Annotated in this window: 23 protein-coding genes and 1 other RNA gene; 3 read left to right on the top strand and 21 right to left on the bottom strand. The window is 69.2% G+C overall.

All coding sequences use genetic code 11. The features are described 5' to 3' along the window. Positions 1-110: 110 nt before the first annotated feature. On the bottom strand, positions 111-1,340 hold the full coding sequence (hppD, locus tag B9B60_RS13530) for a 4-hydroxyphenylpyruvate dioxygenase (protein WP_084452194.1): 1,230 nt from the start codon (positions 1,338-1,340) through the stop codon (positions 111-113). A 107-nt stretch (positions 1,341-1,447) separates the two neighbouring features. Between hppD and B9B60_RS13525 the strand changes: the two genes are divergently transcribed. After that, positions 1,448-1,945 (top strand): Lrp/AsnC family transcriptional regulator, encoded by a 498-nt coding sequence (locus tag B9B60_RS13525; RefSeq protein ID WP_072626278.1) that lies wholly within the window; start codon positions 1,448-1,450, stop codon positions 1,943-1,945. A gap of 23 nt (positions 1,946-1,968) precedes the next feature. On the opposite strand, the gene B9B60_RS13520 is transcribed toward B9B60_RS13525, so the two are convergent. The 7 genes from B9B60_RS13520 to B9B60_RS13490 all read right to left on the bottom strand — a co-directional run bounded on the left by B9B60_RS13520 (position 1,969) and on the right by B9B60_RS13490 (position 8,033). Further along, positions 1,969-2,376, bottom strand: coding sequence for a hypothetical protein (locus B9B60_RS13520; RefSeq protein WP_084452192.1), 408 nt, complete (start codon positions 2,374-2,376; stop codon positions 1,969-1,971). 57 nt (positions 2,377-2,433) lie between these two features. Then, entirely contained in the window at positions 2,434-4,194 is a 1,761-nt protein-coding gene (locus B9B60_RS13515) for a DEAD/DEAH box helicase (RefSeq protein ID WP_084452190.1), read from the bottom strand. 97 nt (positions 4,195-4,291) lie between these two features. Then, positions 4,292-4,567 carry a hypothetical protein gene (locus B9B60_RS13510; RefSeq protein ID WP_084452189.1) on the bottom strand — a complete coding sequence of 92 codons (276 nt, stop codon included), beginning with the start codon at positions 4,565-4,567 and terminating at the stop codon, positions 4,292-4,294. Positions 4,568-4,763: 196 nt separating this feature from the next. After that, positions 4,764-5,072: a DUF3039 domain-containing protein gene (locus B9B60_RS13505; RefSeq protein ID WP_072625111.1), complete on the bottom strand. Its 309-nt coding sequence runs from the start codon at positions 5,070-5,072 to the stop codon at positions 4,764-4,766. 126 nt (positions 5,073-5,198) lie between these two features. Continuing rightward, a complete protein-coding gene (locus B9B60_RS13500) occupies positions 5,199-5,756 on the bottom strand; it encodes a YqgE/AlgH family protein (protein ID WP_084452188.1) in 558 nt (185 codons plus the stop codon). 9 nt (positions 5,757-5,765) lie between these two features. After that, on the bottom strand, positions 5,766-7,571 hold the full coding sequence (locus B9B60_RS13495; RefSeq protein WP_234993876.1) for a DEAD/DEAH box helicase: 1,806 nt from the start codon (positions 7,569-7,571) through the stop codon (positions 5,766-5,768). Between the two features lie 90 nt (positions 7,572-7,661). Then, a complete protein-coding gene (locus B9B60_RS13490) occupies positions 7,662-8,033 on the bottom strand; it encodes a VanZ family protein (RefSeq protein ID WP_143445590.1) in 372 nt (123 codons plus the stop codon). A gap of 61 nt (positions 8,034-8,094) precedes the next feature. Between B9B60_RS13490 and trxA the strand changes: the two genes are divergently transcribed. Beyond that, positions 8,095-8,469 (top strand): thioredoxin, encoded by a 375-nt coding sequence (gene trxA / locus B9B60_RS13485; protein ID WP_084452185.1) that lies wholly within the window; start codon positions 8,095-8,097, stop codon positions 8,467-8,469. Positions 8,470-8,568: 99 nt separating this feature from the next. After that, positions 8,569-8,739 carry a CsbD family protein gene (locus B9B60_RS13480; protein WP_084452183.1) on the top strand — a complete coding sequence of 57 codons (171 nt, stop codon included), beginning with the start codon at positions 8,569-8,571 and terminating at the stop codon, positions 8,737-8,739. Between the two features lie 142 nt (positions 8,740-8,881). On the opposite strand, the gene ssrA is transcribed toward B9B60_RS13480, so the two are convergent. The 13 genes from ssrA to prfB all read right to left on the bottom strand — a co-directional run bounded on the left by ssrA (position 8,882) and on the right by prfB (position 19,955). Then, positions 8,882-9,248, bottom strand: a transfer-messenger RNA (tmRNA) gene (gene ssrA / locus B9B60_RS13475). 222 nt (positions 9,249-9,470) lie between these two features. After that, positions 9,471-9,953 carry an SsrA-binding protein SmpB gene (gene smpB, locus B9B60_RS13470; RefSeq protein WP_072625115.1) on the bottom strand — a complete coding sequence of 161 codons (483 nt, stop codon included), beginning with the start codon at positions 9,951-9,953 and terminating at the stop codon, positions 9,471-9,473. Between the two features lie 92 nt (positions 9,954-10,045). Further along, positions 10,046-11,428: a M23 family metallopeptidase gene (locus B9B60_RS13465; RefSeq protein ID WP_084452182.1), complete on the bottom strand. Its 1,383-nt coding sequence runs from the start codon at positions 11,426-11,428 to the stop codon at positions 10,046-10,048. 67 nt (positions 11,429-11,495) lie between these two features. Then, complete coding sequence (ftsX, locus tag B9B60_RS13460) at positions 11,496-12,401, bottom strand: permease-like cell division protein FtsX (RefSeq protein WP_084452181.1); 906 nt, start codon at positions 12,399-12,401, stop codon at positions 11,496-11,498. Then, the gene (gene ftsE / locus B9B60_RS13455; protein WP_084452180.1) at positions 12,398-13,246 is read right to left on the bottom strand and encodes a cell division ATP-binding protein FtsE; all 849 of its coding nucleotides are present in this window, start codon (positions 13,244-13,246) and stop codon (positions 12,398-12,400) included. The genes ftsX and ftsE overlap by 4 nt, the downstream gene beginning before the upstream one ends. 113 nt (positions 13,247-13,359) lie before the next feature. Continuing rightward, a complete protein-coding gene (locus B9B60_RS13450) occupies positions 13,360-13,587 on the bottom strand; it encodes a hypothetical protein (RefSeq protein ID WP_084452179.1) in 228 nt (75 codons plus the stop codon). A gap of 525 nt (positions 13,588-14,112) precedes the next feature. Continuing rightward, entirely contained in the window at positions 14,113-14,508 is a 396-nt protein-coding gene (locus tag B9B60_RS13445; protein ID WP_084452178.1) for a hypothetical protein, read from the bottom strand. A 19-nt stretch (positions 14,509-14,527) separates the two neighbouring features. Next, a complete protein-coding gene (locus B9B60_RS13440; protein WP_084452177.1) occupies positions 14,528-14,983 on the bottom strand; it encodes a hypothetical protein in 456 nt (151 codons plus the stop codon). After that, positions 14,980-15,612: a contact-dependent growth inhibition system immunity protein gene (locus B9B60_RS13435; RefSeq protein WP_084452176.1), complete on the bottom strand. Its 633-nt coding sequence runs from the start codon at positions 15,610-15,612 to the stop codon at positions 14,980-14,982. The genes B9B60_RS13440 and B9B60_RS13435 overlap by 4 nt, the downstream gene beginning before the upstream one ends. A 191-nt stretch (positions 15,613-15,803) precedes the next feature. Further along, a complete protein-coding gene (locus B9B60_RS13430) occupies positions 15,804-16,385 on the bottom strand; it encodes a contact-dependent growth inhibition system immunity protein (protein WP_143445589.1) in 582 nt (193 codons plus the stop codon). 14 nt (positions 16,386-16,399) lie between these two features. Beyond that, on the bottom strand, positions 16,400-17,749 hold the full coding sequence (locus B9B60_RS13425) for an RNase A-like domain-containing protein (RefSeq protein WP_084452174.1): 1,350 nt from the start codon (positions 17,747-17,749) through the stop codon (positions 16,400-16,402). Continuing rightward, positions 17,746-18,747, bottom strand: coding sequence for an ESX secretion-associated protein EspG (locus B9B60_RS13420; RefSeq protein ID WP_084452172.1), 1,002 nt, complete (start codon positions 18,745-18,747; stop codon positions 17,746-17,748). The genes B9B60_RS13425 and B9B60_RS13420 overlap by 4 nt, the downstream gene beginning before the upstream one ends. A gap of 95 nt (positions 18,748-18,842) precedes the next feature. Beyond that, positions 18,843-19,955 carry a peptide chain release factor 2 gene (prfB, locus tag B9B60_RS13415; RefSeq protein WP_084452170.1) on the bottom strand — a complete coding sequence of 371 codons (1,113 nt, stop codon included), beginning with the start codon at positions 19,953-19,955 and terminating at the stop codon, positions 18,843-18,845. Positions 19,956-19,978 lie beyond the last annotated feature (23 nt).

Raw genomic sequence — 19,978 nt, 5'->3', positions numbered from 1 at the left:
GTGCTCCAGATGAGGTGAGGGTTACCTCATCCTAACTGGCGGACGCTGCCGCACGACAGGGGCGAGAAGCGCTGTCGTCCGCTCCTCGCCCCTGTCCCGACGTGGTGACGTCAGAGGTTGCCGCGCTTGTCCTGCTCGCGCTCGATCGACTCGAAGAGCGCCTTGAAGTTGCCCTTGCCGAAGCCGAGCGACCCGTGCCGCTCGATGATCTCGAAGAAGACCGTCGGCCGGTCACCCAGGGGCTTGGTGAAGATCTGCAGCAGGTAGCCGTCCTCGTCGCGGTCGACGAGGATCTTGCGCTTCTTCAGCTCCTCGATCGGCACCCGGACCTGCCCGATCCGCGCCCGCATCTCGGGGTCGTCGTAGTAGGCGTCGGGGGTGTCGAGGAACTCGACGTCCTCCGTGCGCAGCTCGTCGACGGTGCGCAGGATGTCGTTGGTCGCGAGCGCCAGGTGCTGGGCGCCGGGCCCGGTGTAGAACTCGAGGTACTCGTCGATCTGCGATTTCTTCTTCGCGATCGCCGGCTCGTTGAGCGGGAACTTCACGCGGTGGTTGCCGTTGGCGACGACCTTGGACATCAGCGCGGAGTACTCCGTCGCGATGTCGTCCCCGACGAACTCGGCCATGTTGACGAAGCCCATGACCCGGTTGTAGAAGCCGACCCACTCGTCCATCTTGCCCAGCTCGACGTTGCCGACGATGTGGTCGAGCGCCTGGAAGAGCCGCTTGGGCGCGCCCTCGCGCTTGACGAAGGCGGAGCTGCGAGCGACGTAACCCGGCAGGTAGACGCCGGTGTACACCGACCCGTCGCCTGCAACATTCACGCGCTGCACGAGCGTGTGGCGGGTCTCGCCGTAGGTCGCGATCGCGGCGGTGCGCACCGAGCCGTGCTCGTCGCTCACCGTCTCGGGCTCCTGCAGCACCGTGGCACCGGCCGCCTTGGCCCGGGCGATGCACTTGTCGACGTCGGGGACCTCGAGCGAGATGTCGACGACGCCGTCACCGTGCGCGGTGTGGTGGGCGATGAGTGGGCTGTCCGGGCTGACCGCGCCCTTGACGACGAAGCGGATCGAGCCGGACTTGAGGACGAAGGCCTTGTGGTCGCGGTTGCCGTGCTCCGGCCCCGAGTAGCCGACGAGCTCCATGCCCCAGGCGCTCTGGTAGTAGTGCGCCGTCTGGGTCGCGTTGCCGACGACGAAGACGATGGCGTCCCAGCCCGTCACCGGGAAGGGATCACGCTCCTCGTCGTAGTCGACGAGCCCGACGAGCTGCTTGAGCTGGTCGAGGTCGAGCTCGGCCTCGCGCTCCTGCCTGGTGAGTTCAACCGCGGTGTTGGACATGGCGTCAGGATGCCGCCGCGCTCCCGTCTGTGCAACGGACCCGGCGAAGGGTGCACACGCTGCGCAATCTGTTGCCGTCATGTCGGTGTCGAGGAGACAATGTGACCATGAGCACCGTTCCCACGCCGTCCAAGGTCGTCGACGACCTCGACGCCCGCCTCCTCGCCCTGCTCTCGACGAGCCCGACGATCGGGGTCCTCGGAGCCTCACGAGAGCTGGGCGTGGCCCGCGGCACCGTCCAGGCGCGCCTCGACCGCCTCAGGACGAAGGGAGTGATCCGCACCCTGGCCCCGACGATCGACCCGGCGGCCCTGGGCTACCCGGTCACGGCCCTGTGCACCCTCGAGATCCGCCAGCGGCTCGGGCACCAGGCCGTCGTCGACCACCTCACCGCGATCCCGGAAGTCCTCGAGATCCACAGCACGACGGGCGTCGGCGACCTGATCATCCGGATCGTCGCCACGGACAATGCCGACCTCGGCCGGGTCATCGACGCGATCATCGACGACGTGCACGTCGTGCGGGCGAGCACGTCGATCTGCCTCGTGACCCACCTCGAGATGCGCACCGGTCCCCTCGTCGAGGCGGCCGCGCGTCGGCAGTGACCGCCCGGCCGGGCGCCTCGCGTCTAGATCTTGTCGGCGAGCAGCAGCCAGGCCAAGAGGATCGTCCCGATCGTCACCCCGAAGTGGGCGACCTGCGACAACCAGGGCCCGCGCGTCCACGAGTCGCCCTCGAAGGCCTCGGAGTGCCGCGACCCCGTCCGCCGCCACCGGCCGAGGAAACTCAGCCCGATGAGCGAGGCGATGACCATGCAGATGATGGCCAACCACGTCGCGCCCGTCGACGAGTGCACGTCGAGCAGCCGGAGCGAGATCAGCCCCAGCCCGACGAAGAGCGTGATCGAGTGGGCGTTGAGCGCCCACCCGGAGAAGTCGGTCATCCCACGCTCGCCCTTGGACCGCCGCAGTCGGAGCGGAGTCAGGACGAGCACGAGGACACCCAGGCCCACGAGGATCCACGCGAAGACGGTCATGGACCCATGATGCCCACACCGTCCGCCCGATAGGGGGAGGGCGGGGCGCTCAGAGGGTCACCGACGCCCGACGAACCAGCGCCGGATCCGCTCGATCCGCTCGGTCACCTGCTCGCTCGTCGCCTGCGCGAGCTCGGGCCCGCCGCAGGCGCGCCGCAGGTCCATGTGGATGTTGGCGTGGGGTGCACCGGTCTTGGTCGCATAGGCGGCGACGAGCGTGTTGAGCTCCTTGCGCTGCGAGGCCAGGGCCCGGTGGGCCGCGATCGGCGCGTCGTCGTCCTTGCGGGTGCGGCCCGTCTTCTTCGACTGCTTGGTCTGCCGCTCGCTGAGCAGCGCGTGCACCTGGTCGGGCTCGAGCAGCCCGGGCAGGCCGAGGTAGTCCTGCTCGTCCTCGGAGCCGACCTCGGCGTGCAGACCGAACTGCTGCTTGTCGTAGAGCACGTGGTCGAAGTGCGCGTCGGACTCAAGCGCCTCGAAGGACCCGAGCAGGTCGTCGCTCGCGCCATCGGCGCGGTTGGCGGCGGCGAGCATGCCCTCCTCCTCCGACCACAGGGGCGCCTCCTCCTCGGCCGCCTCGGGCCGGTCGAGGGCATGGTCACGCTGCTCCTCGAGGGTGCCGGCGTGGGCGAGGATCACCGGGACGCTCGGCAGGAAGACGCTCGCGGTCTCACCGCGACCACGGGCCCGCACGAAGCGCCCGACGGCCTGGGCGAAGAAGAGCGGGGTCGACGTCGACGTCGCGTAGACGCCGACGCACAGGCGGGGCACGTCGACCCCTTCGCTCACCATGCGCACCGCGACGAGCCAGCGCGACGTGCTCGCGGAGTAGTCCTCGATCTTCTGCGAGGCGCCGTTGTCGTCGGACAGGACGACGGTGGGCTTCTCGCCGGTGAGCTCGGTGAGGATCCGCGCGTAGGCACGGGCCTGGGTCTGGTTGGTCGCGATGACCATCGCGCCGGCGTCGGGCACACCGCGACGCACCTCGGTCAGCCGCTTGTCGGCGGCGGCGAGGACCGACGGGATCCACTCCCCCTTCGGGTCCAGCGCGGTGCGCCAGGCCTGGGCCACGAGGTCCTTGGTCATCGGCTCGCCGAGCCGCGCGGCCACCTCGTCGCCGGCGCGGGTGCGCCAGCGCATCGCCCCGCCGTAGGCCATGAAGAGCACCGGCCGGACCACGCCGTCACGCAGGGCCTCGGAGTAGCCGTAGGTGTAGTCGCTGCTCGACCGGAGGATCCCGTCGTCGCCGTACTCGTAGCCGACGAAGGGGATGGGGTTGGTGTCGGAGCGGAAGGGGGTCCCGGTGAGCGAGAGCCGCCGGACCGCCGGCTCGAAGGCCTGGCGGATGCCGTCACCCCACGACTTGTTGTCACCGCCGTGGTGGATCTCGTCGAGGATGACGAGCGTGCGCTCGGCCTTCGTCCGGTCCTCGTGGACCGAAGGGCGGGACGCCACCTGGGCGTAGGTGACGGCCACCCCGTCGTAGTCGCTCGAGGTCACCGCGGTGGTGTTGGAGAACTTCGGGTCGAGGTGGATGCCGACGCGGGCGGCCGCGTCGGCCCACTGGGTCTTGAGGTGCTCGGTCGGCGCCACGACGGTCACGGCGGTGACCTCGCCGGCGGTCAGGAGCTCGGTCGCCACGCGCAGCGCGAAGGTCGTCTTGCCGGCCCCCGGGGTCGCGACGGCGAGGAAGTCGGTGCGACCGGACTGCAGGTAGAGCTTGAGGGCCTCGGCCTGCCAGGCACGCAGGGCTCCGGCGGTACCCCACGCCGCCCGTCTCGGGAAGGCGGGTGACAGGTGGGAAGCAGCAGACTGACTCATCGCAGGGTCACCTTAGATCGCCGAGGTGACGTCCTCCCAAACGGTCCGTCAGGACCGCGCGTCCTGGGCGACCATCGTCTGCAGGCCGGTGCCGATCTCACCGTGATGGTCGGCGAGCGTCGTGCGGACCGTGCCGTCGCGGGTCGACGGTCATGGTGATCCCGCCGCCCGAGTCGGCGAGCACGAGCGTGCGCTCCCACGGGCTCGGCTCCTCGTCGGGCAGCAGCGGGACGAGCTGGCGCCCCCACGCGGTCGCGGTGCCGCCGGTACCGACCCCACCCTCGACGAAGCGCCATTCGATGACCGCCACGTAGCCGTCGGCGTGCATGCCCGGCAGCTCCAAGCGCGACGAGGTGTCGGTGGCACCGGGCACCGCACCGATGCCCTCGGCGCGTCGCCGGTGAGGCGCGGGAAGTCCTCGTGCGCCCGCGTGATCCGCCAGGCTCGGGCGTGCGCGGCGTCTTGCGAGGCCTCGGCGTCCCGGGCGTGGTCGAGCGTCGACCGCAGGTCGCCGCGGGAGTCGAAGGTGGTCTCGTCGAGCTGACGGTAGAAGGACTCCACTCCGGCGGTCAGTCCTCTCCGTCCTGCGGGTCGCGCAGACCGTCGTAGATCTCCTTGCAGATGGGGCAGACGGGGAACTTCTCCGGGTCGCGACCGGGGACCCACGTCTTGCCGCACAGCGCCTTGACCGGCTCCCCCGAGAGAGCGCTCTCGAGGATCTTCTCCTTGCGCACGTAGTGGCTGAAGCGCTCGTGGTCGCCCGGCTCGGCCAGCTGCGGCGTGGGCTCCGTCCGCTCGAGGACCGAGGTCGACGTCGAGGGACCGCCGGGGTCGGCGATCGGGCCTCCGGGCTGGCTGGGGTCGGCAGGCGTGCTCATGCCTCCATCGTAGGACGCGCCCGGTCAGCCTGACGGCGTTGGTGTCACCCGGTCCCCCTTCTCCGGGCAACCGGGTGGCGCCAACGCCGACAGGTGACAGCAACGCTGCCAGCCGCCCGCGCGAGGTCAGTTGAGGTCCGGGTCGACCGGGTAGGTCGACACCCATCCGAGCGAGCCGCCCTGGCGCCGCAGCACCCGCCGCCACAGGGTCGTGGGGTCCTCGTCGAAGACGTCGCCGATCTCGGCGTCGACGACGTACCAGCCGCCCCGGGAGCGCTCCCCAGCCAGCTGCTCGGCGCTCCAGCCGGAGTAGCCGGCGAAGATCCGAAGGGCGCTCACCTGGGGCCAGATGATCTCCTGCGGCGAGTCGAGGTCGACGAGCGAGATCGCCCCGAAGAGCCGCTTGATCCCCGGCGGGGGCTCCTGGTCACCCGGGAGCCCGGCGATGCCGATGGCCGAGTCGAGCTGGACGGGGCCACCTTGGAAGACCCGCTGCGGCGCGCTGGCACCCGACTGCCAGCCGGGCAGGACGTCGTCGACCGGGGTGTCGAGCGGACGGTTGAGGATGACGCCCTCGGCGGTCTCGTCGTCGTGCTGCAGCACGAGCACGACGCTGCGGGCGAAGAGGTCGTCCGTCAGGTCGGGCGTCGCCACGAGCAGCTTGCCGGCGAGCGAGGTGTCCATGCTCCGACCCTAGTCGCGCGGGCGACCCCGGTAACCACCCTGTCGACCGCCACGGCCGCCGCCACCACTGGCACCGCGACCACCACGACCGCCGCCGCGGTGCTCCCGGGCTCCGCGCGGTCCGCGGGTGCCGGAGTGTCGGCGGGCCGGTCGGGGGTCGACGAGCTTGCGGAAGTCCGCGTCGGAGATCGGCTCGCCGCTCGGCTCGGTGGCGCCCATGGCCGTGAGGACCTCGTCGTCGAGCGCGGTCTTGGTCGGACGCGCCTCGATGCCGGCCTGGTCGGCCATCCGGGTGACCTCCTTGCGCTGGTGCGGCAGGACGAGCGTGACGACGACGCCTGCCTCCCCGGCGCGCGCCGTGCGGCCCGCCCGGTGCAGGTAGTCCTTGTGGTCGCCCGGGGGGTCGACCTGCATGACGAGTGAGACGTTGTCGACGTGGATGCCGCGCGCGGCGACGTCGGTGGCGACGAGCACCGGCAGGGTGCCGCTGCGGAAGGCGCCGATCGTCTTGTTGCGGGCGGACTGGGTCAGCCCGCCGTGCAGCGGCGCGGCCGCTACGCCGGCGTCGCGCAGCTCGCCGGCGATCCGCTCGCAGCCGAGCTTGGTGCGGGCGAAGATCACGGTGCGGCCGGGCCGCGAGGCGATCCGGGCGGTGATCTGCTTCTTGATGTTGGGCTCGATGAGCAGCAGGTGGTGGTCCATCGTCGAGACGCTCGCGGCGGCCTCGTCGGTGCTGTGGGTCACCGGGTCGCTCATGTAGCGGTCGACGAGGTCACCGACCCCGCGGTCGAGCGTCGCGGAGAAGAGCAGGCGCTGCCCGCCGTCGGCGCAGTCGTCGAGGATGCGGGTGACGTCGGGCAGGAAGCCCATGTCGGCCATGTGGTCGGCCTCGTCGAGGACGGCGACCTCGACCTCGTCGAGCGTCAGGGCGCCCCGGTCGAGCAGGTCGACCAGACGCCCCGGCGTCGCGATGAGGACGTCCACGCCCTTGTCGAGGGCCGCGGTCTGACCCGTGTAGGACAGTCCACCGGCGACGAGCTTGATCCGCAGACCGCTCACGTGCACGAGCGGCTCGAGCGAGTCGCTCACCTGCATGGCGAGCTCACGGGTCGGCACGAGGACCAGACCACGTGGCTTGCGGCTGCGCGCACGGCCGCCGGCGAGACGGGCGAGCATCGGCAGGCCGAAGGCGAGCGTCTTGCCCGATCCGGTCTGACCGCGGCCGAGCACGTCCTTGCCCGCGAGGGCATCGGGGATCGCAGCGGCCTGGATGGCGAAGGGGGTGGTGATGGCATCGCGGGCGAGCCGCTCCACGAGGACCTCGGGCAGCCCGAGTGCGGCGAAGCCGTTGTCCTCGGCGACCTCGACGGGGCCGGTCAGCGAGGTGCGGGCGGACGACGTCCAGGTGTCCGCCTCCTGACGCAGCACGTCCGGGTCCTCGACCTGCTCGGTCCGAGGGGCGCAGCCGCGCCGCTGCTGCTCGCGCTCGAAGCGCGGCTTCGCGCCACGGCGACGGTCGCCTCGGTCGTCGCGGCGCTGGTAGCCACCCCGCTCGTCGGAGCGGTCGTCTCGGCGCGGTCGCCCGCCGCGGTCCTCACGCCGCTCCCAGGTCCGCTGGCCGCGGTCCTCGGTCCCGTCGCGTCGCACGCGCTTGGGGCGGTCGCCGGCGGGCACGTCGTCGCGGTCGCGCCAGCGGTCCTTGCCCCGAGGGGCCTGGCCGCGGTGATAGGGCTTCTTCGGACCCTTGGTCACGGCCTTCTTCTTGGCGGCGTTCTTCTGGGCGGTGGTCCAGCGGGCTTTTTTCTTCGCAGGCACGGGTCGACTCTCTCGGTCTGTGTGTGATGGGTAAACCCGCAACTCCGGCGCGGGTCGACACAGCAGAGGTCGAGGCGATCGTGCGAGCTTCTATGGTCGGCGACGTCGTGGGCGCCGAACCACAAATAGTACCCCTATTGCGGCCATCGCGGTCCCGGCGAGGTCGGCGGCGACGTCCCACGGGTCGCCCGAGCGCTGCGCGAGGGCGGTGTGCTGGATGATTTCGCTCACAGGGGCGTGGACGGCGCAGAGCGCCACGACAACGGGCCACCACCCCCTTCGCCCGAGACCTGCGACGAGGACCGGCAGGGCGAAGACCATCGCGTGAACCGCCTTGTCCCCGTGCGGTATCGGGGATGGCGGGCCGGGCGCCTCGGGTGCGTAGAGCACGACGGCCTGCACCACGACGGCCAGCGCCACCGCTGCGGTGACGAGATGTCGCCGAGGTGTCGAGGGGGTCACCGTGACAGCACAGCACACCACCGGCACCACCCCCAGGCCGGTCCGGCCTACAGTTGAGGTCATGAGCAAGATCACCGAACTCGATCTCGAGAGCTTCCGCTCCGCCGTCACCGGCGAGGGAACGGTCATCGTCGACTTCTGGGCGAGCTGGTGCGGCCCGTGCCGTCAGTTCGCCCCGGTCTTCGAGGCGGCGGCGGACGCCCGGGACGACATCACCTTCGGCAAGGTCGACATCGACGACAACCCGGAGCTGGCGTCGATGGCCAATGTCTCGTCCGTGCCGACCCTCATGGCCTTCCGCGACGGCATCCTGCTGCACCAGAGCGCCGGGGCGCTGCCCAAGGCGCAGTTCGACCAGCTCCTCGATGCCGTCCAGGACGTCGACATGGACGAAGTCAAGGCGCAGGTCGCCGCCAACGAGACCTCGCAGGGCTGAGCGCAGGCGCACCCGACCTTCGGCAGCAGACCGAAGGGGGTGGCGCGCACCCGGATCCTGTGGTTGCGTGGAGGACCACCCACCACATCAGGAGGATTCATGGGCATCGGCGACAAGATCGACAACGCCAAGGACCAGCTCGTCGGCAAGGCCAAGGGCGCGGCCGGCGACGCCACCGACAACGAGGACCTGCAGGCCGAGGGCCAGGTCCAGGAGACCAAGGGCGACCTCAAGGCCGCCGGCGAAAAGGTCAAGGACGCCTTCAAGTGACCCGCTGACCACGGACATGGCGAAGGGCGGGACCGTGACGGTCCCGCCCTTCGTCATGCGCCGTCCCTCAGGGCGGCTTCCCAACGTTCCCTGAGGAGCTTGCTCTGCAAGCGTCTCGAAGGGGTGCGTGACGTGCCCAAGATGGTGGAGGTGGCGGGAATCGAACCCGCGTCCACTGGCAGACAATCAGGGCTTCTCCGGGTGCAGTGCGCTATGGATTTTCTCGGCCCCGGGGCTCGCGCGCACACGTTCCCCGACAGGCCCAGTCGCGTAGCAGTCCCGCAGTGCCCCGCGACATGGCACTGCAGCAAGATCTCTAGCTGACGCTGGGATCTAGGTCGAGATCACACCTAGGCCAACGGACTTCGGGCTCGCTCAGGCGGCGAGGGCGAAGTCGGTGCGCTTGGAATTGGCACCTATTGGGTTTGCACGGGGCGTTGACGAGATGACCGTGCATCCTCGACCCGCTTCCCCTGAAGGACCGGCCAGTGTCGAAACCGATCACCCCCATGGGATGGACACGTCACGCTGTTCAGTTGTGGTCACTCAGTATGGACTCAACGGCGGCCGGGGCCAAACACATTCCCGTCTCGCTGGTGGAGGTGCGAGCGCCCCCACCCCGCTGGTGGATCTGCGAGCGCCCCCACCCCGCTGGTGGAGGTGCGAGCGCCAGCGAGCCTCGACACCCAGGTCTCGAGGCTCCTTCGTCGCTCCTCGACCCACGTCGCGGGTCAGCGCCGCCGCTTGAACTGGTCGGACATCGCCCGCTCGGCCTCGCGCCGGTCCTGCCGCTCGCGCAGCGTGTGCCGCTTGTCGTAGGCCTTCTTGCCCGTCGCCAAGGCGATCTCGACCTTGACCCGGCCGTTCTTGAAGTACAGCGACAGCGGCACGATGGTCCGACCGCTCCCCTGCGCCTTGACCATGATCTTGTCGAGCTCGGCGCGGTGCAGCAGCAACTTGCGGCGTCGGCGCGGCGTGTGGTTGGTCCACGTGCCCTGGACGTACTCGGGGATGTGCACGCCCTCGAGCCACAGCTCGTCGCCGTAGAAGATCGCGTAGCCGTCGATCAGGCTGGCCCGCCCCATGCGCAGCGCCTTGACCTCGGTGCCCATGAGCGCGATGCCGGCCTCGTAGGTGTCCTCGATGAGGTAGTCGTGACGCGCCTTGCGGTTGCGTGCGACGACGAGCTCACCCGTCTCGGTCTTCTTGGCCATGGGTCTCCCCCTTCGCTGCTCGTGGTGGTCGAGGGGTCACGCTACCCCGAGGGGACAACCGGATCGCCACCGGTTTTGTGCCCGAAGGGAGGTCAGAGCCAGCCGCGAGGGTCGACCGGGGTGCCGTTGGCCCGGGTCTCGAAGTGCAGGTGGCAGCCGGTTGACGTGCCGGTCGTGCCGACGTAGCCGATGACCTGACCGCGACTGACGTGACCGCTGCGGACCGCGAAGGACTGCAGGTGGTTGTAGGTCGTCGCGAGCGAGGAGCCGCGCTTGATGCCGTGGTCGATGACGATCTGGTTGCCGTAGCCACCGGTCGAGCTCGGTGGTTTGGCCGCGATGACCGTGCCGTCCGTTGCGGCGTAGACCGGGGACCCGCAGGCGCCGGCGTAGTCGCGCCCGGCGTGCAGCCGCCACGTCTGGTGGATCGGGTGGAAGCGCAGGCCGAACTCGGAGCTGACCGGCGCATTGCTGGGGGCCTGCAGGACGCCGCTGCTCGTCGGGGCCGGCGGGTTGGGGTCGGCCGGCGCGGCCGACCCGGTGTCGTCGCTCGAGGTCGACTGCTGGGCGCGACGCCGGGCGTCGGCCTCGCGGGCCGCCTGCTCTTCGCGCGCCTTGCGGATCTCGGCCTCGCGGATGCGCGCCTTGCGGGCCCGCTCCTCGAGGATCTTGGTCAGCTTGTCGGACTCGGCCTGCAGTCCGTCGACCTTCTTCTGGTCCTCGCGCTTGGCCGCGCGCAGGTCGGCGGCCTGGGTCGTCTGGTCGCTCTCGAGGGTCTCGAGGCTGCGTTGGGTGCGGTCGGCCTTGTCGCTGGCGGTGCGGGCCGCGGCGAGCTTGGTCTCCTTGGTCGCCTTGGCGTCGCTGGTCTTCTTGCGCAGGGCGCTCAGCTTGTCGCCCGTGGAGACGAGGTTGGCCCGCGAGGTGCTCAGCTCCTCGAGCGCCGAGCTCTGCGAGTCGCCGACCGACTCGGCCATGATCATCTTGTCGACGAAGGCGCCGGGGTCCTCGCTGCCGACGGCCACGGACATGCTGCCCATGCCCTGCTGCTGGTAGACCTGCCCGGCGAAGCTGGCGACGGCTCGGCGCGAGGTCGTGATCTTCGAGCTCGTCGACTTCAGGTCCCGCTCGGCCTTGTCCTCGTTGGCCTTGGCCAGGTCGTAGGCCGCGACCGCGTCGTCGTACTCGCCCTTGGCCGTCGTCTCCGCCTGCTCGGCCGACTTCGCCGCGCTGCGGGCGCCGGGGAGCTTCGAGCGGGTGGACTTGAGCTTGGTGTAGGCGTCGAGCAGGTCCTTGGACGTCTCGTGCAGGTCGCCCTGGGCGTCGGAGAGCTGGCCGTCGACGCGGTCCTTCTCCTGCTGCGGGTCGGGGTCGGCGGCGAAGGCGTAGCCGGCTCCGGTGAGCAGGCACACCGACAGGGCCGCACCGGTGAGGGCACGGGCGCGTCGGGTGGCGAGGGGACGGGCTGGGCGGGGCATCGCGCTCAACGGTAGACCCGAGGGGGGCCGGTGAACAGGACCCTGCGCCGCTCGGCGTGGCCGCGCATCACACCCGCAGGTAGCGCCACAGGGTCACCGTCGAGGTCCCGATGGCGAGCACGACGACGCCGACGAGCAGGAAGGGTGCGATGACCCACACGTCGTTGGACGAGATGAAGGCCGTCCCCGAGTTTTCCTGCAGGAGATATCTGTCGAAGAGCGCCCAGGCGGACACCCACAGCAGGCCGATCGCCATCAGCGCCCCGATCAGCCCGGAGGCGACCGTCTCGATGATGAAGGGGGTGCGAATCGTGCGGTTGGACGCGCCGACGAGCTTCATGATCGCGATCTCACGGCGGCGGGTGAAGGCCGCCTGCCGGATCGTCGTCGCCATGAGCAGCACCGCCGAGACGAGGGTGAGCGCGGCCAGCCCGACCATCACCGCGGTGATGATGTTGATCGCGCGGAAGAGCGGGGAGAAGACCTCGCGCAGGTTGGGCACGCTGGCCACGCCCGGCGCTCCCTCGAAGGCGGAGGCGACGGTCTCGAACTCCTCCGGGTCGGACAGCTGCACGCGGTAGCTCGGCGGGATGTCCCCGACCCGGATGTGCCCGGCGAGCGGGGAGTTCTTGTAGTCCTGCTTGAAGCGCGAGTACGCCTCCTCCTCGGACTCCCAGTAGACGTCCTTGACGAGCGGCTCCATCTCCTCGAGCTGGGCGGCCACGGACTCGCGCTGGTCCTGCGTCGCCGCCCCCGTGGAGCAGTTGGGCTGGGCCGAGGTGTCGGTGCACATGTAGATGGAGACCTGGACGCGGTCGTACCAGTAGCCCTTCATCTGGTCGACCTGGCGCTGCGCGAGCAGGCCGACGCCGAGCAGGTAGAGCGAGATCATCGTCACGAGGATGACCGAGACGGCGATCGACTTGTTGCGCCGCAGGCCCTCCCAGGCGTCGGCGAAGACAGACGGCTTCATCGCAGCAGGTCCTCCGCGTCGTCGTCCCAGTCGTCCAGGGCGTGCACCTCGCCGATCGGTCGGTCCTCCTGGGGCGCCAGCGCCCCGTCGTCGTGGTCGTCGTCGTGGTCGTCGTGGGCCCGGTCGGCCTCGCGCTCGTCGCGGTCGCGGGAGTCGACGGCCTTGGGCACGTAGCTGCCGCCCTCCTCGTCGCGGATGATCACGCCGTCCTCGAGCTCGACGACGCGCTTGCGCATCTCGTCGACGATGACGTTGTCGTGGGTGGCCATGACGATCGTCGTGCCGGAGTCGTGGATGCGGCGCAGCAGCTGGACGATGTCCAGACTCGTGGCCGGGTCGAGGTTGCCGGTGGGCTCGTCGGCGAGGAGCACCGGCGGCTTGTTGACGACCGCGCGGGCGATGGCCACGCGCTGCTGCTCACCGCCGGAGAGCTCGTGGGGCATCCGCTTCTCCATGCCCGCGAGGCCGACGAGCTCGAGGGTCTCGGGCACGAGCGCCCGGATCGCGCGGCGGGGCCGGCCGATGACCTGCAGCGCGTAGGCGACGTTTTGCTGGACCGTCTTGTTGGGCAGCAGCCGGAAGTCCTGGAAGATCGTGCCCACCTGGCGGCGCAGCTGCGGCACCTTGCGCTGCGGCATCTTGCGCAGGTCGTGGCCGCCGACGAGCAGCCGGCCGGAGCTGACGACCTCCTCGCGGATTGTCAGGCGCACCAGGGTGGACTTGCCGGAGCCGCTGGCGCCGACGATGAAGACGAACTCACCGCGGTCGATGTTGAGGTCGATCCCGTCGAGAGCGGGGTGGCTCTGGTTGGGATATCTCTTGGTGACGTTCTCAAAACGGATCATCAGGTGCTCGGGGCCTTACGCGGACGAAGGGGGTGAACGGCCGCCTGCAGGATATGTCGCTTCGCTGCGAGGCCGTGACACCCGCGTGACCTCGGCGCGTTAGGTGGCCGCCCTCAGTCGATCGGGCCGGGTGACGACGGGTCCGCGGTGCCCGGCGCAGGTGGGCTCAGCAGGTCGGCGACCCGTCGGGCCTCGTCGAGGGTGAACCCCGTCCGGGTGTCGTACTCGTCCTCACCGAGCTCCTGCATGGCCTCGATGATGTTGGCCCGCAGGAAGCGGCGGGCGTCGTCGTCCAGCTCGAGTCTCAGGCCGTCGGCGTCGGGGGCGAGGTGCAGGTGCATGAGGTCAGGCTATGACCGTCACGGCCCGCCTCTAGGTCCTCAACACCTCACGAGGTGACCGGAGTGAACGTCCAATGGGGCCTGCGCCCCTCTGTGTCGCTGACCAGCTGGAGCGAGCGCGTGGCAAGCCGCAGCCGCTCCCCGGTGTCGAAGGCGACGAGGATGTTTCCCCGACGGCCGTCCTGACAAAGTACGACCCCTCACCCCGAGCGCACACTCGGCCACGGCCCAACGCATGGACCAGAGCGCCGCCGCGGTAGCGGATCGAGCCGGCGTCCGCCTGGACCGTGAGCACCTTCCCGCCTGTCGCACCGAGGACGCGCGCGCCCACGAGCGCGTCGATCATCTCGACCGAAGGCGTCTCGGCGACCACCTGGTCCCGCACCGCGGTCAGCCACGCCGATGCAGTGATGCCCTCCTCTTCGTAGTCGTAGTTGTTGTCCAGCTTCCGGCGACTCGTGGAAGTCCCAGAAGTCCAGATGGAAGCCCGACATCATCAGGTCAACGAGCGCTGGGTACTCACGCTCAAGATCCATGTGTCGCCTCCTTCGACCCATCAGGTAGGTCTGAACCTCCCGGGCCACCCGCACCCTGGATCTGGCCGTTGCTGCCTTCCCAGCCGTCGGGTCGATGCTTGAGGTCGCGGGCGGCCTTGGCCAGGATCTCCCGGAAGGCGGCCTCGTCGATCTCGTCGTGATCACGCTCTTCGCCGTCGGGAAGATCCCCATCCAGCACGAGATCCTCGAGGCCGAAGAAGACCCGCTGGAGGATGGCGTAGCGGACGTCGTCCCCGAGGCGGGCGTCCGATGTCACCGTCGCGTAGAACTGCGACCGAAAGGCCGCAGCCTCCACGGCACCGCTGAGGAAGGTGTCAAAGAGCGCTGCGTACGTCTCGTCGAGGACTCCGAGCTCGTCATTCATGGCATCTGGCCCCATGTCGCTAGGCGTTCGGTTCGTACATCACCACGGTGGGCCCGTACTGGTCGACGACTTCGACGACGATATTCCGATCAGGGAAGTCGGCTGCTGCCCTCGCCCGCCAGCACTCGGCGATGAACTCAGCCGCCATGTTGTCGCTGTCGTCCGAGCCCTCCCCTTCCACCTCGATCTCGTCCCAGACAACGAAGTGGTTGACCACACGGGACAAGGCTGCTCGATCGTCTCCCAGACGCTCACGCCAGTCATCGAGCGTCTTCTGGGAGAAGCCCGAATATCGAGCCTTGATGAACACCAGCCCGTCGACTTCGATGAGCTCTGGGAAGGCGATGTCTGCGACGGCGACAAGGCCAGCCACTCCCACCTTGTACTTGACGTACAAGCCCACCGTCCCAGACGGCTCGAGTCCGTTGACCCAAGCTGCCACCGTGGGGTCCTCCATGGCATCGAATCGCCTCACCGGTTGTCCGCCTCCCTTCGCAGTAGCCCGTGTCCCGCGGCCTGCCGGATCTCGAAGGACGGCTCCGGCGCGTTCGGGCCCGCTGGCGTGAAGATCCGCACCCGCGCCGTGGCAATGCTGATCCCGCCGTTGCTCTCCCCCACCCACAGCACGGGCTGGCCGATCGCGAGACGTGCCTGGTCGACATCGGTGAGACCACGTCCCCCAGACGCAGAGCACATCATCCCGGAGGTGAAAACGACCACCGTGTCACCGACGACCACGCCCACCGGCGGGCCCTCCACGACCGAGCTGACCTTCTGGCCCACGAGCTCCGAATACGGAGCGACCGGGGCGACCGTGCGCTCCAGCGCCCGCTCGGCGACCATCTCGAGGAACTCCCGAGCCGTCTGTCCGTGGGCCTCGTACGCGTACCCGTTGTGCAGGGCAGCAAGTGCCTCGTCGAGCGCCGCCCCTTCGTTGGTCGAGACCAGTTGGTCGACCTCCCGAGGCACCCGCGCGCAGAACACCGGGTCCGCCGCGTACATGGCGAGGACGTCCTCCGCATCACCGAAGATGTCTTCATAGTCCTGGTTGAAGCCGCCTGACAGCAGGTCGGCCAGCGCCGGGTACTCGAGCTTGAGATCCACGCGTCGCTCCTTCAGGCGAGAGGGCCGCCTCCCCGCTACCGGCACTCCTGATCAAGTGGACTGGCTGCCTTCCCAGTCGTCGGGTCGATGCTTGAGATCATGAGCGGCGTTGGCCTGACGCGGCTGGCTGCAGGACATCCGGGTCAGGTCCAGCCATCGACGAAGCCGACACGCACGTGCGCCCCAGCACTTCAGGCTGAAGGAGACGAAACGGCGGCCATCGCACCGATGACCCGCACCTGGGCTGTGGCCAGCCAAGCTTGGTCGTCTTCCACGAAGGCCGCAAGGATCTCGTGGCCAACCAGACCATCGATGCTGGGCTCTCCATCTGCTGGAACGTCGTAGTAGTCAACTCCGTTATCGACACTCACTTCTCCCTCGAACACGACTTCCGAACTGGCAGTCCGGATACTGATCGGCGCCGACCACAGCACCTGCGTGACGTCACGTCCCACCAGCGCGCTGATCTCGTCAGTCGTCGGAGCCTCGGCCCGGACCTGTGCCACCACGGCAGCGAGCCAGTCTCCTCCGGTCAGGCCGTCCTTGGCATAGTCGTAGCAGTTACCCATCTCTTGCAGGGCATCGTCCAATGCCTCGCCCTCGAATTGAGCCACAAGCCGATCCACCTCGCCGGGGATCCGAGCGCAAAATATCGGCTCAGGGGTGAAGGCGCTGACTACTGCTTGGGGTGACCCATCGAGCTCCCAAAAGTCCTGATTGAAGCCAGCGCTCATCAAGTTGTGCAACGCCGGGAAACTGAGCTCAAGCGACATGCTCATCAGCCTACCTAGGGAATCGGGTGGGACGTCAGGATTCGGTACCCCTTCGGCATCTTCGGGTCAGGCACGATGACGACTCTGCTACCAGTTACGTCGGAAGCGCTCGTCCCGCCCTTCGGAACGTGCCGTCCAGTGGGGTAGTCGTGCTGGGAGTCGAACGATTTCGACTCATTCGGCTTCGCATTCCTCAGCCACTTCTGAATCTGCTTCTCGTGTTCATTCACGTTGTCCGCGATTGCACGCTCGGCGCGAGCATTCGACGGGTAACTCGAAGTCGGCACTGGCTTGTCCCCGTTCGCCCGATTGATCATGTCTTGATCCGATTTGCCGACGTGGTCCCGCTGGACGTGCCCCGGTCCCCGCTTCGACCCCTCAGTCGTGCGCCCTTCGTGTACGTCGAGGCCACCTCCAAGGTCCTTCTTGTTGCGCCTGGCTGATGCCCAGTCCAAGAACTCGTCGTACTTTCGACGGATGGCGCCCTCCGCGTCGTCCCACTTCTTCTTACCCCAGGCCGCAACGTCGTCCCACTTCCTCTTCAGCCAGGGAGCGGCGTTTTCGAAGAGCTCCTTGAGCGGCTTGCGGAAGCGCTGCAAGACCTTGCCGATACCCCAGGGCAGCGCGCCGACGACCAACCAGATCAGGTCGTCCAGAGCGGCGAGAGGGTCGTTCAGGAATTTCTCGATCGCCGCCTTCGGGTCACGCAGGAACTCGGCGATCTCGTCGAGAAGGTCGAGGACAGTCATGATCGCCCCGACGATCATCGCAATCGTGCCGAGCGCCGCCACGATCGCGGCGACCTCGAGGCCGACGAAGAAGAGGACGACAGCGATGACGATCACCGCCACGACCCCGATGATCAGCTGACCCCACCAAGGGATGTCGTCCCACCAGTCGCCGATGCCCTCGAGGAGGTCGAGGAAGCCGTCCCAGAAGTCGCTGAACAGCTTGCCCAGATCGATGTCCGGCCAGTCGATGTCCGGCAGGTCCCAGTCCCACCCGTCGAAGGGGTTCAGGTCCGGGAAGTCGAAGTCCGGCAGGTCCCAGTCGGGCCAACCCCACCCGCCGCCACCGCCGCCGCGACTCCCTTCGCCATCGCTGACACGCACCTGGTCCTCGGCCTGCCGACGCAGCTCAGCCCCCGCGGCACGCAGCGTCTCGGCCGCCTGCGCCACCTGCGGCCCAGCCTCCGACCACCCGCTCTCGAAGGTCCCCAGATCGGGCCCCTCCCACACCGCGGACAGCACCTTGAGCATCGCGTTGCCGTCGTCCTGGATGCCCGAGACCTGCTTGCCGAGCGACTCGATGCGCTCACCGGCCGCACGAACAGCCTTGGGCTCCAGCCCTTCCTGCACGCTCATGAGTCCTCCCCGAAGTACTCCGCGACCGCCTCGATGTCCGCGACGTCTCCGGCCACCAGCCGGCGCACCTCGTCGGCAAGATCGCCCGGTTCGACACCCAGCACCCGCACTCCACCGACGTCCGCGCGAACGGCGACCAAACCCTCGTCCGTGACGACCCACTGACGAAGGGCGAGCCCACCCAGCATCTGCAGGGCGCCTTCCGCTGAGCGGGCCCCACGACGCCCCGGACTGCGCAGCACGACCACCTCGGTCTCCGGCTCCCGCAGCATCTCGGCCAGCCTCGGGTCCACCCCCGGGACGGACGCCAGAGCATCCGCAGACTCGTCAGCACTGGGCTCGTCGGACATCTCACCGAGCAGAGCGGCGAAGGCCCGAACCATCGCCTCGTCCGGCCGCAGGTCGTCGCCCTGGTGCCCCTCGGTCAGCTCCGCCGTGGACAACCAGCCCCCGTCACCCGTCGGCGCGCCGACACCGGCGGTCGCGCCCACCGGTCCCGCGCCGCGCTCGTCGAGCGAGACCGCCTCTCCGCCGAAGGGAAGATCCGTCGCCGGGACGGGGACGCCGACCTCGTCGGCCACCCGGTCATCGGCCCGCAGCGCGTCGACCGGTGGCAGCACCCGCGACACCGCGTCGAACACCGCGTCGGGCCGCACGATCTGCACCAGCACCCGGGGCTCTCGAGTGACCTCACCCTCGGCGACCACCCGCTCACGAGACGTCTCCAGCAGGCAGAGGGTCCCCATCACCGAGATGGTCGTACGGAACCGCATCGCCCCCGAACGGGCCAGGACCTCCAGCCGGGCGTCGGCGCGCGACAGGCCCGCGACGACGTCTCTCCACAGCGGGGTGAGGTCTCTCCCCTTCGCCATGCCCCGCTCACCCAGCTCGGCCCAGACGGCGCTCGACGCCCCCGGCCGGCGCCCGGCGTCGAGCACGACGTCCCACGCCTCACGACTCATGGCCGTCGCCTTGACGGCCGTCCCCTTCGGTTCCATGCGCCACCCCCTGATGGTCCGTGGACCACCGTAGAGGCATGACGGGCGTCACGCAGTGGGGAGAACTCCCCATCGAGTCCCGGGGAGCGGGAGGATCAGTCCTCGGACTTGGCCTGCTCGATGCGCCAGCGGATGCCGGCCTCGATGAAGCCGTCGATGTCACCGTCGAAGACCGCGGACGGGTTGCCGGTCTCGTGCTCGGTGCGCAGGTCCTTGACCATCTGGTACGGGTTGAGCACGTAGGAGCGCATCTGGTCGCCCCAGCTGGCCTTGACGTCGCCGGCGAGCTCCTTGCGCTCGGCGGCCTCCTCGGCCTTCTTCTGCAGGAGCAGTCGCGACTGCATGACGCGCAGCGCGGCGGCGCGGTTCTGGATCTGCGACTTCTCGTTCTGCATCGACACGACGATGCCGGTCGGGATGTGCGTCATGCGCACGGCGGAGTCGGTCGTGTTGACCGACTGGCCGCCGGGGCCGGAGGAGCGGAAGACGTCGATCTTCAGCTCGTTGTCCGGGATCTCGATGGAGTCGGTGCCCTCGATGAGCGGGATGACCTCGACCGCGGCGAAGGAGGTCTGGCGCCGGCCCTGGTTGTCGAAGGGAGAGATGCGCACCAGGCGGTGGGTCCCCCCTTCGACCGAGAGGTTGCCGTAGGCGTAGGGGACGTTGACCTCGAAGGTGGCCGACTTCAGGCCCGCCTCCTCGGCGTAGGAGGTGTCCATGACCTTGGTCGGGTATCCGTGGCGCTCGGCCCAGCGCAGGTACATGCGCATGAGCATCTCGGCGAAGTCGGCGGCGTCGACGCCACCGGCGCCGGCGCGGATCGTCACGACGGCCTCGCGCTCGTCGTACTCCCCGGACAGCAGCGTGCGGACCTCGAGCTCGCTGACCGCCTTGGCGACCTTGGTCAGCTCGGTCTCGGCCTCGGCGAGCGTGTCGGCGTCGCCCTCCTCGGTCCCGAGCTCGACGAGCGTCTCGAGGTCGTCGATGCGCGAGTCCATGCCGACGATGCGGTCGCGCTCGGCGTTGGCCCGCGACAGCGCGGAGGTCACGCCCTGCGCCGACTCGGGGTCGTCCCACAGGTCGGGGGCGGCGGCCTGCTGCTCGAGGTCGCTGATCTGCTGCTCGAGCGCAGGCAGGTCGGTCACCTCGCGCACGGACGCCATGGTCGTGCGCAGGTGCTTGATCTCGGTCTCGAAGTCGACAGCCACGACAGGTCACCTTACGGCAGGGG

Origin of the sequence: Janibacter indicus, from assembly GCF_900176385.1 — a bacterium.
Classification (GTDB): Bacteria; Actinomycetota; Actinomycetes; order Actinomycetales; family Dermatophilaceae; genus Janibacter; species Janibacter indicus.
The sequence above is the reverse complement of the archived record's forward strand: the minus strand, read 5'-3'. Positions and strand labels throughout refer to the sequence as shown.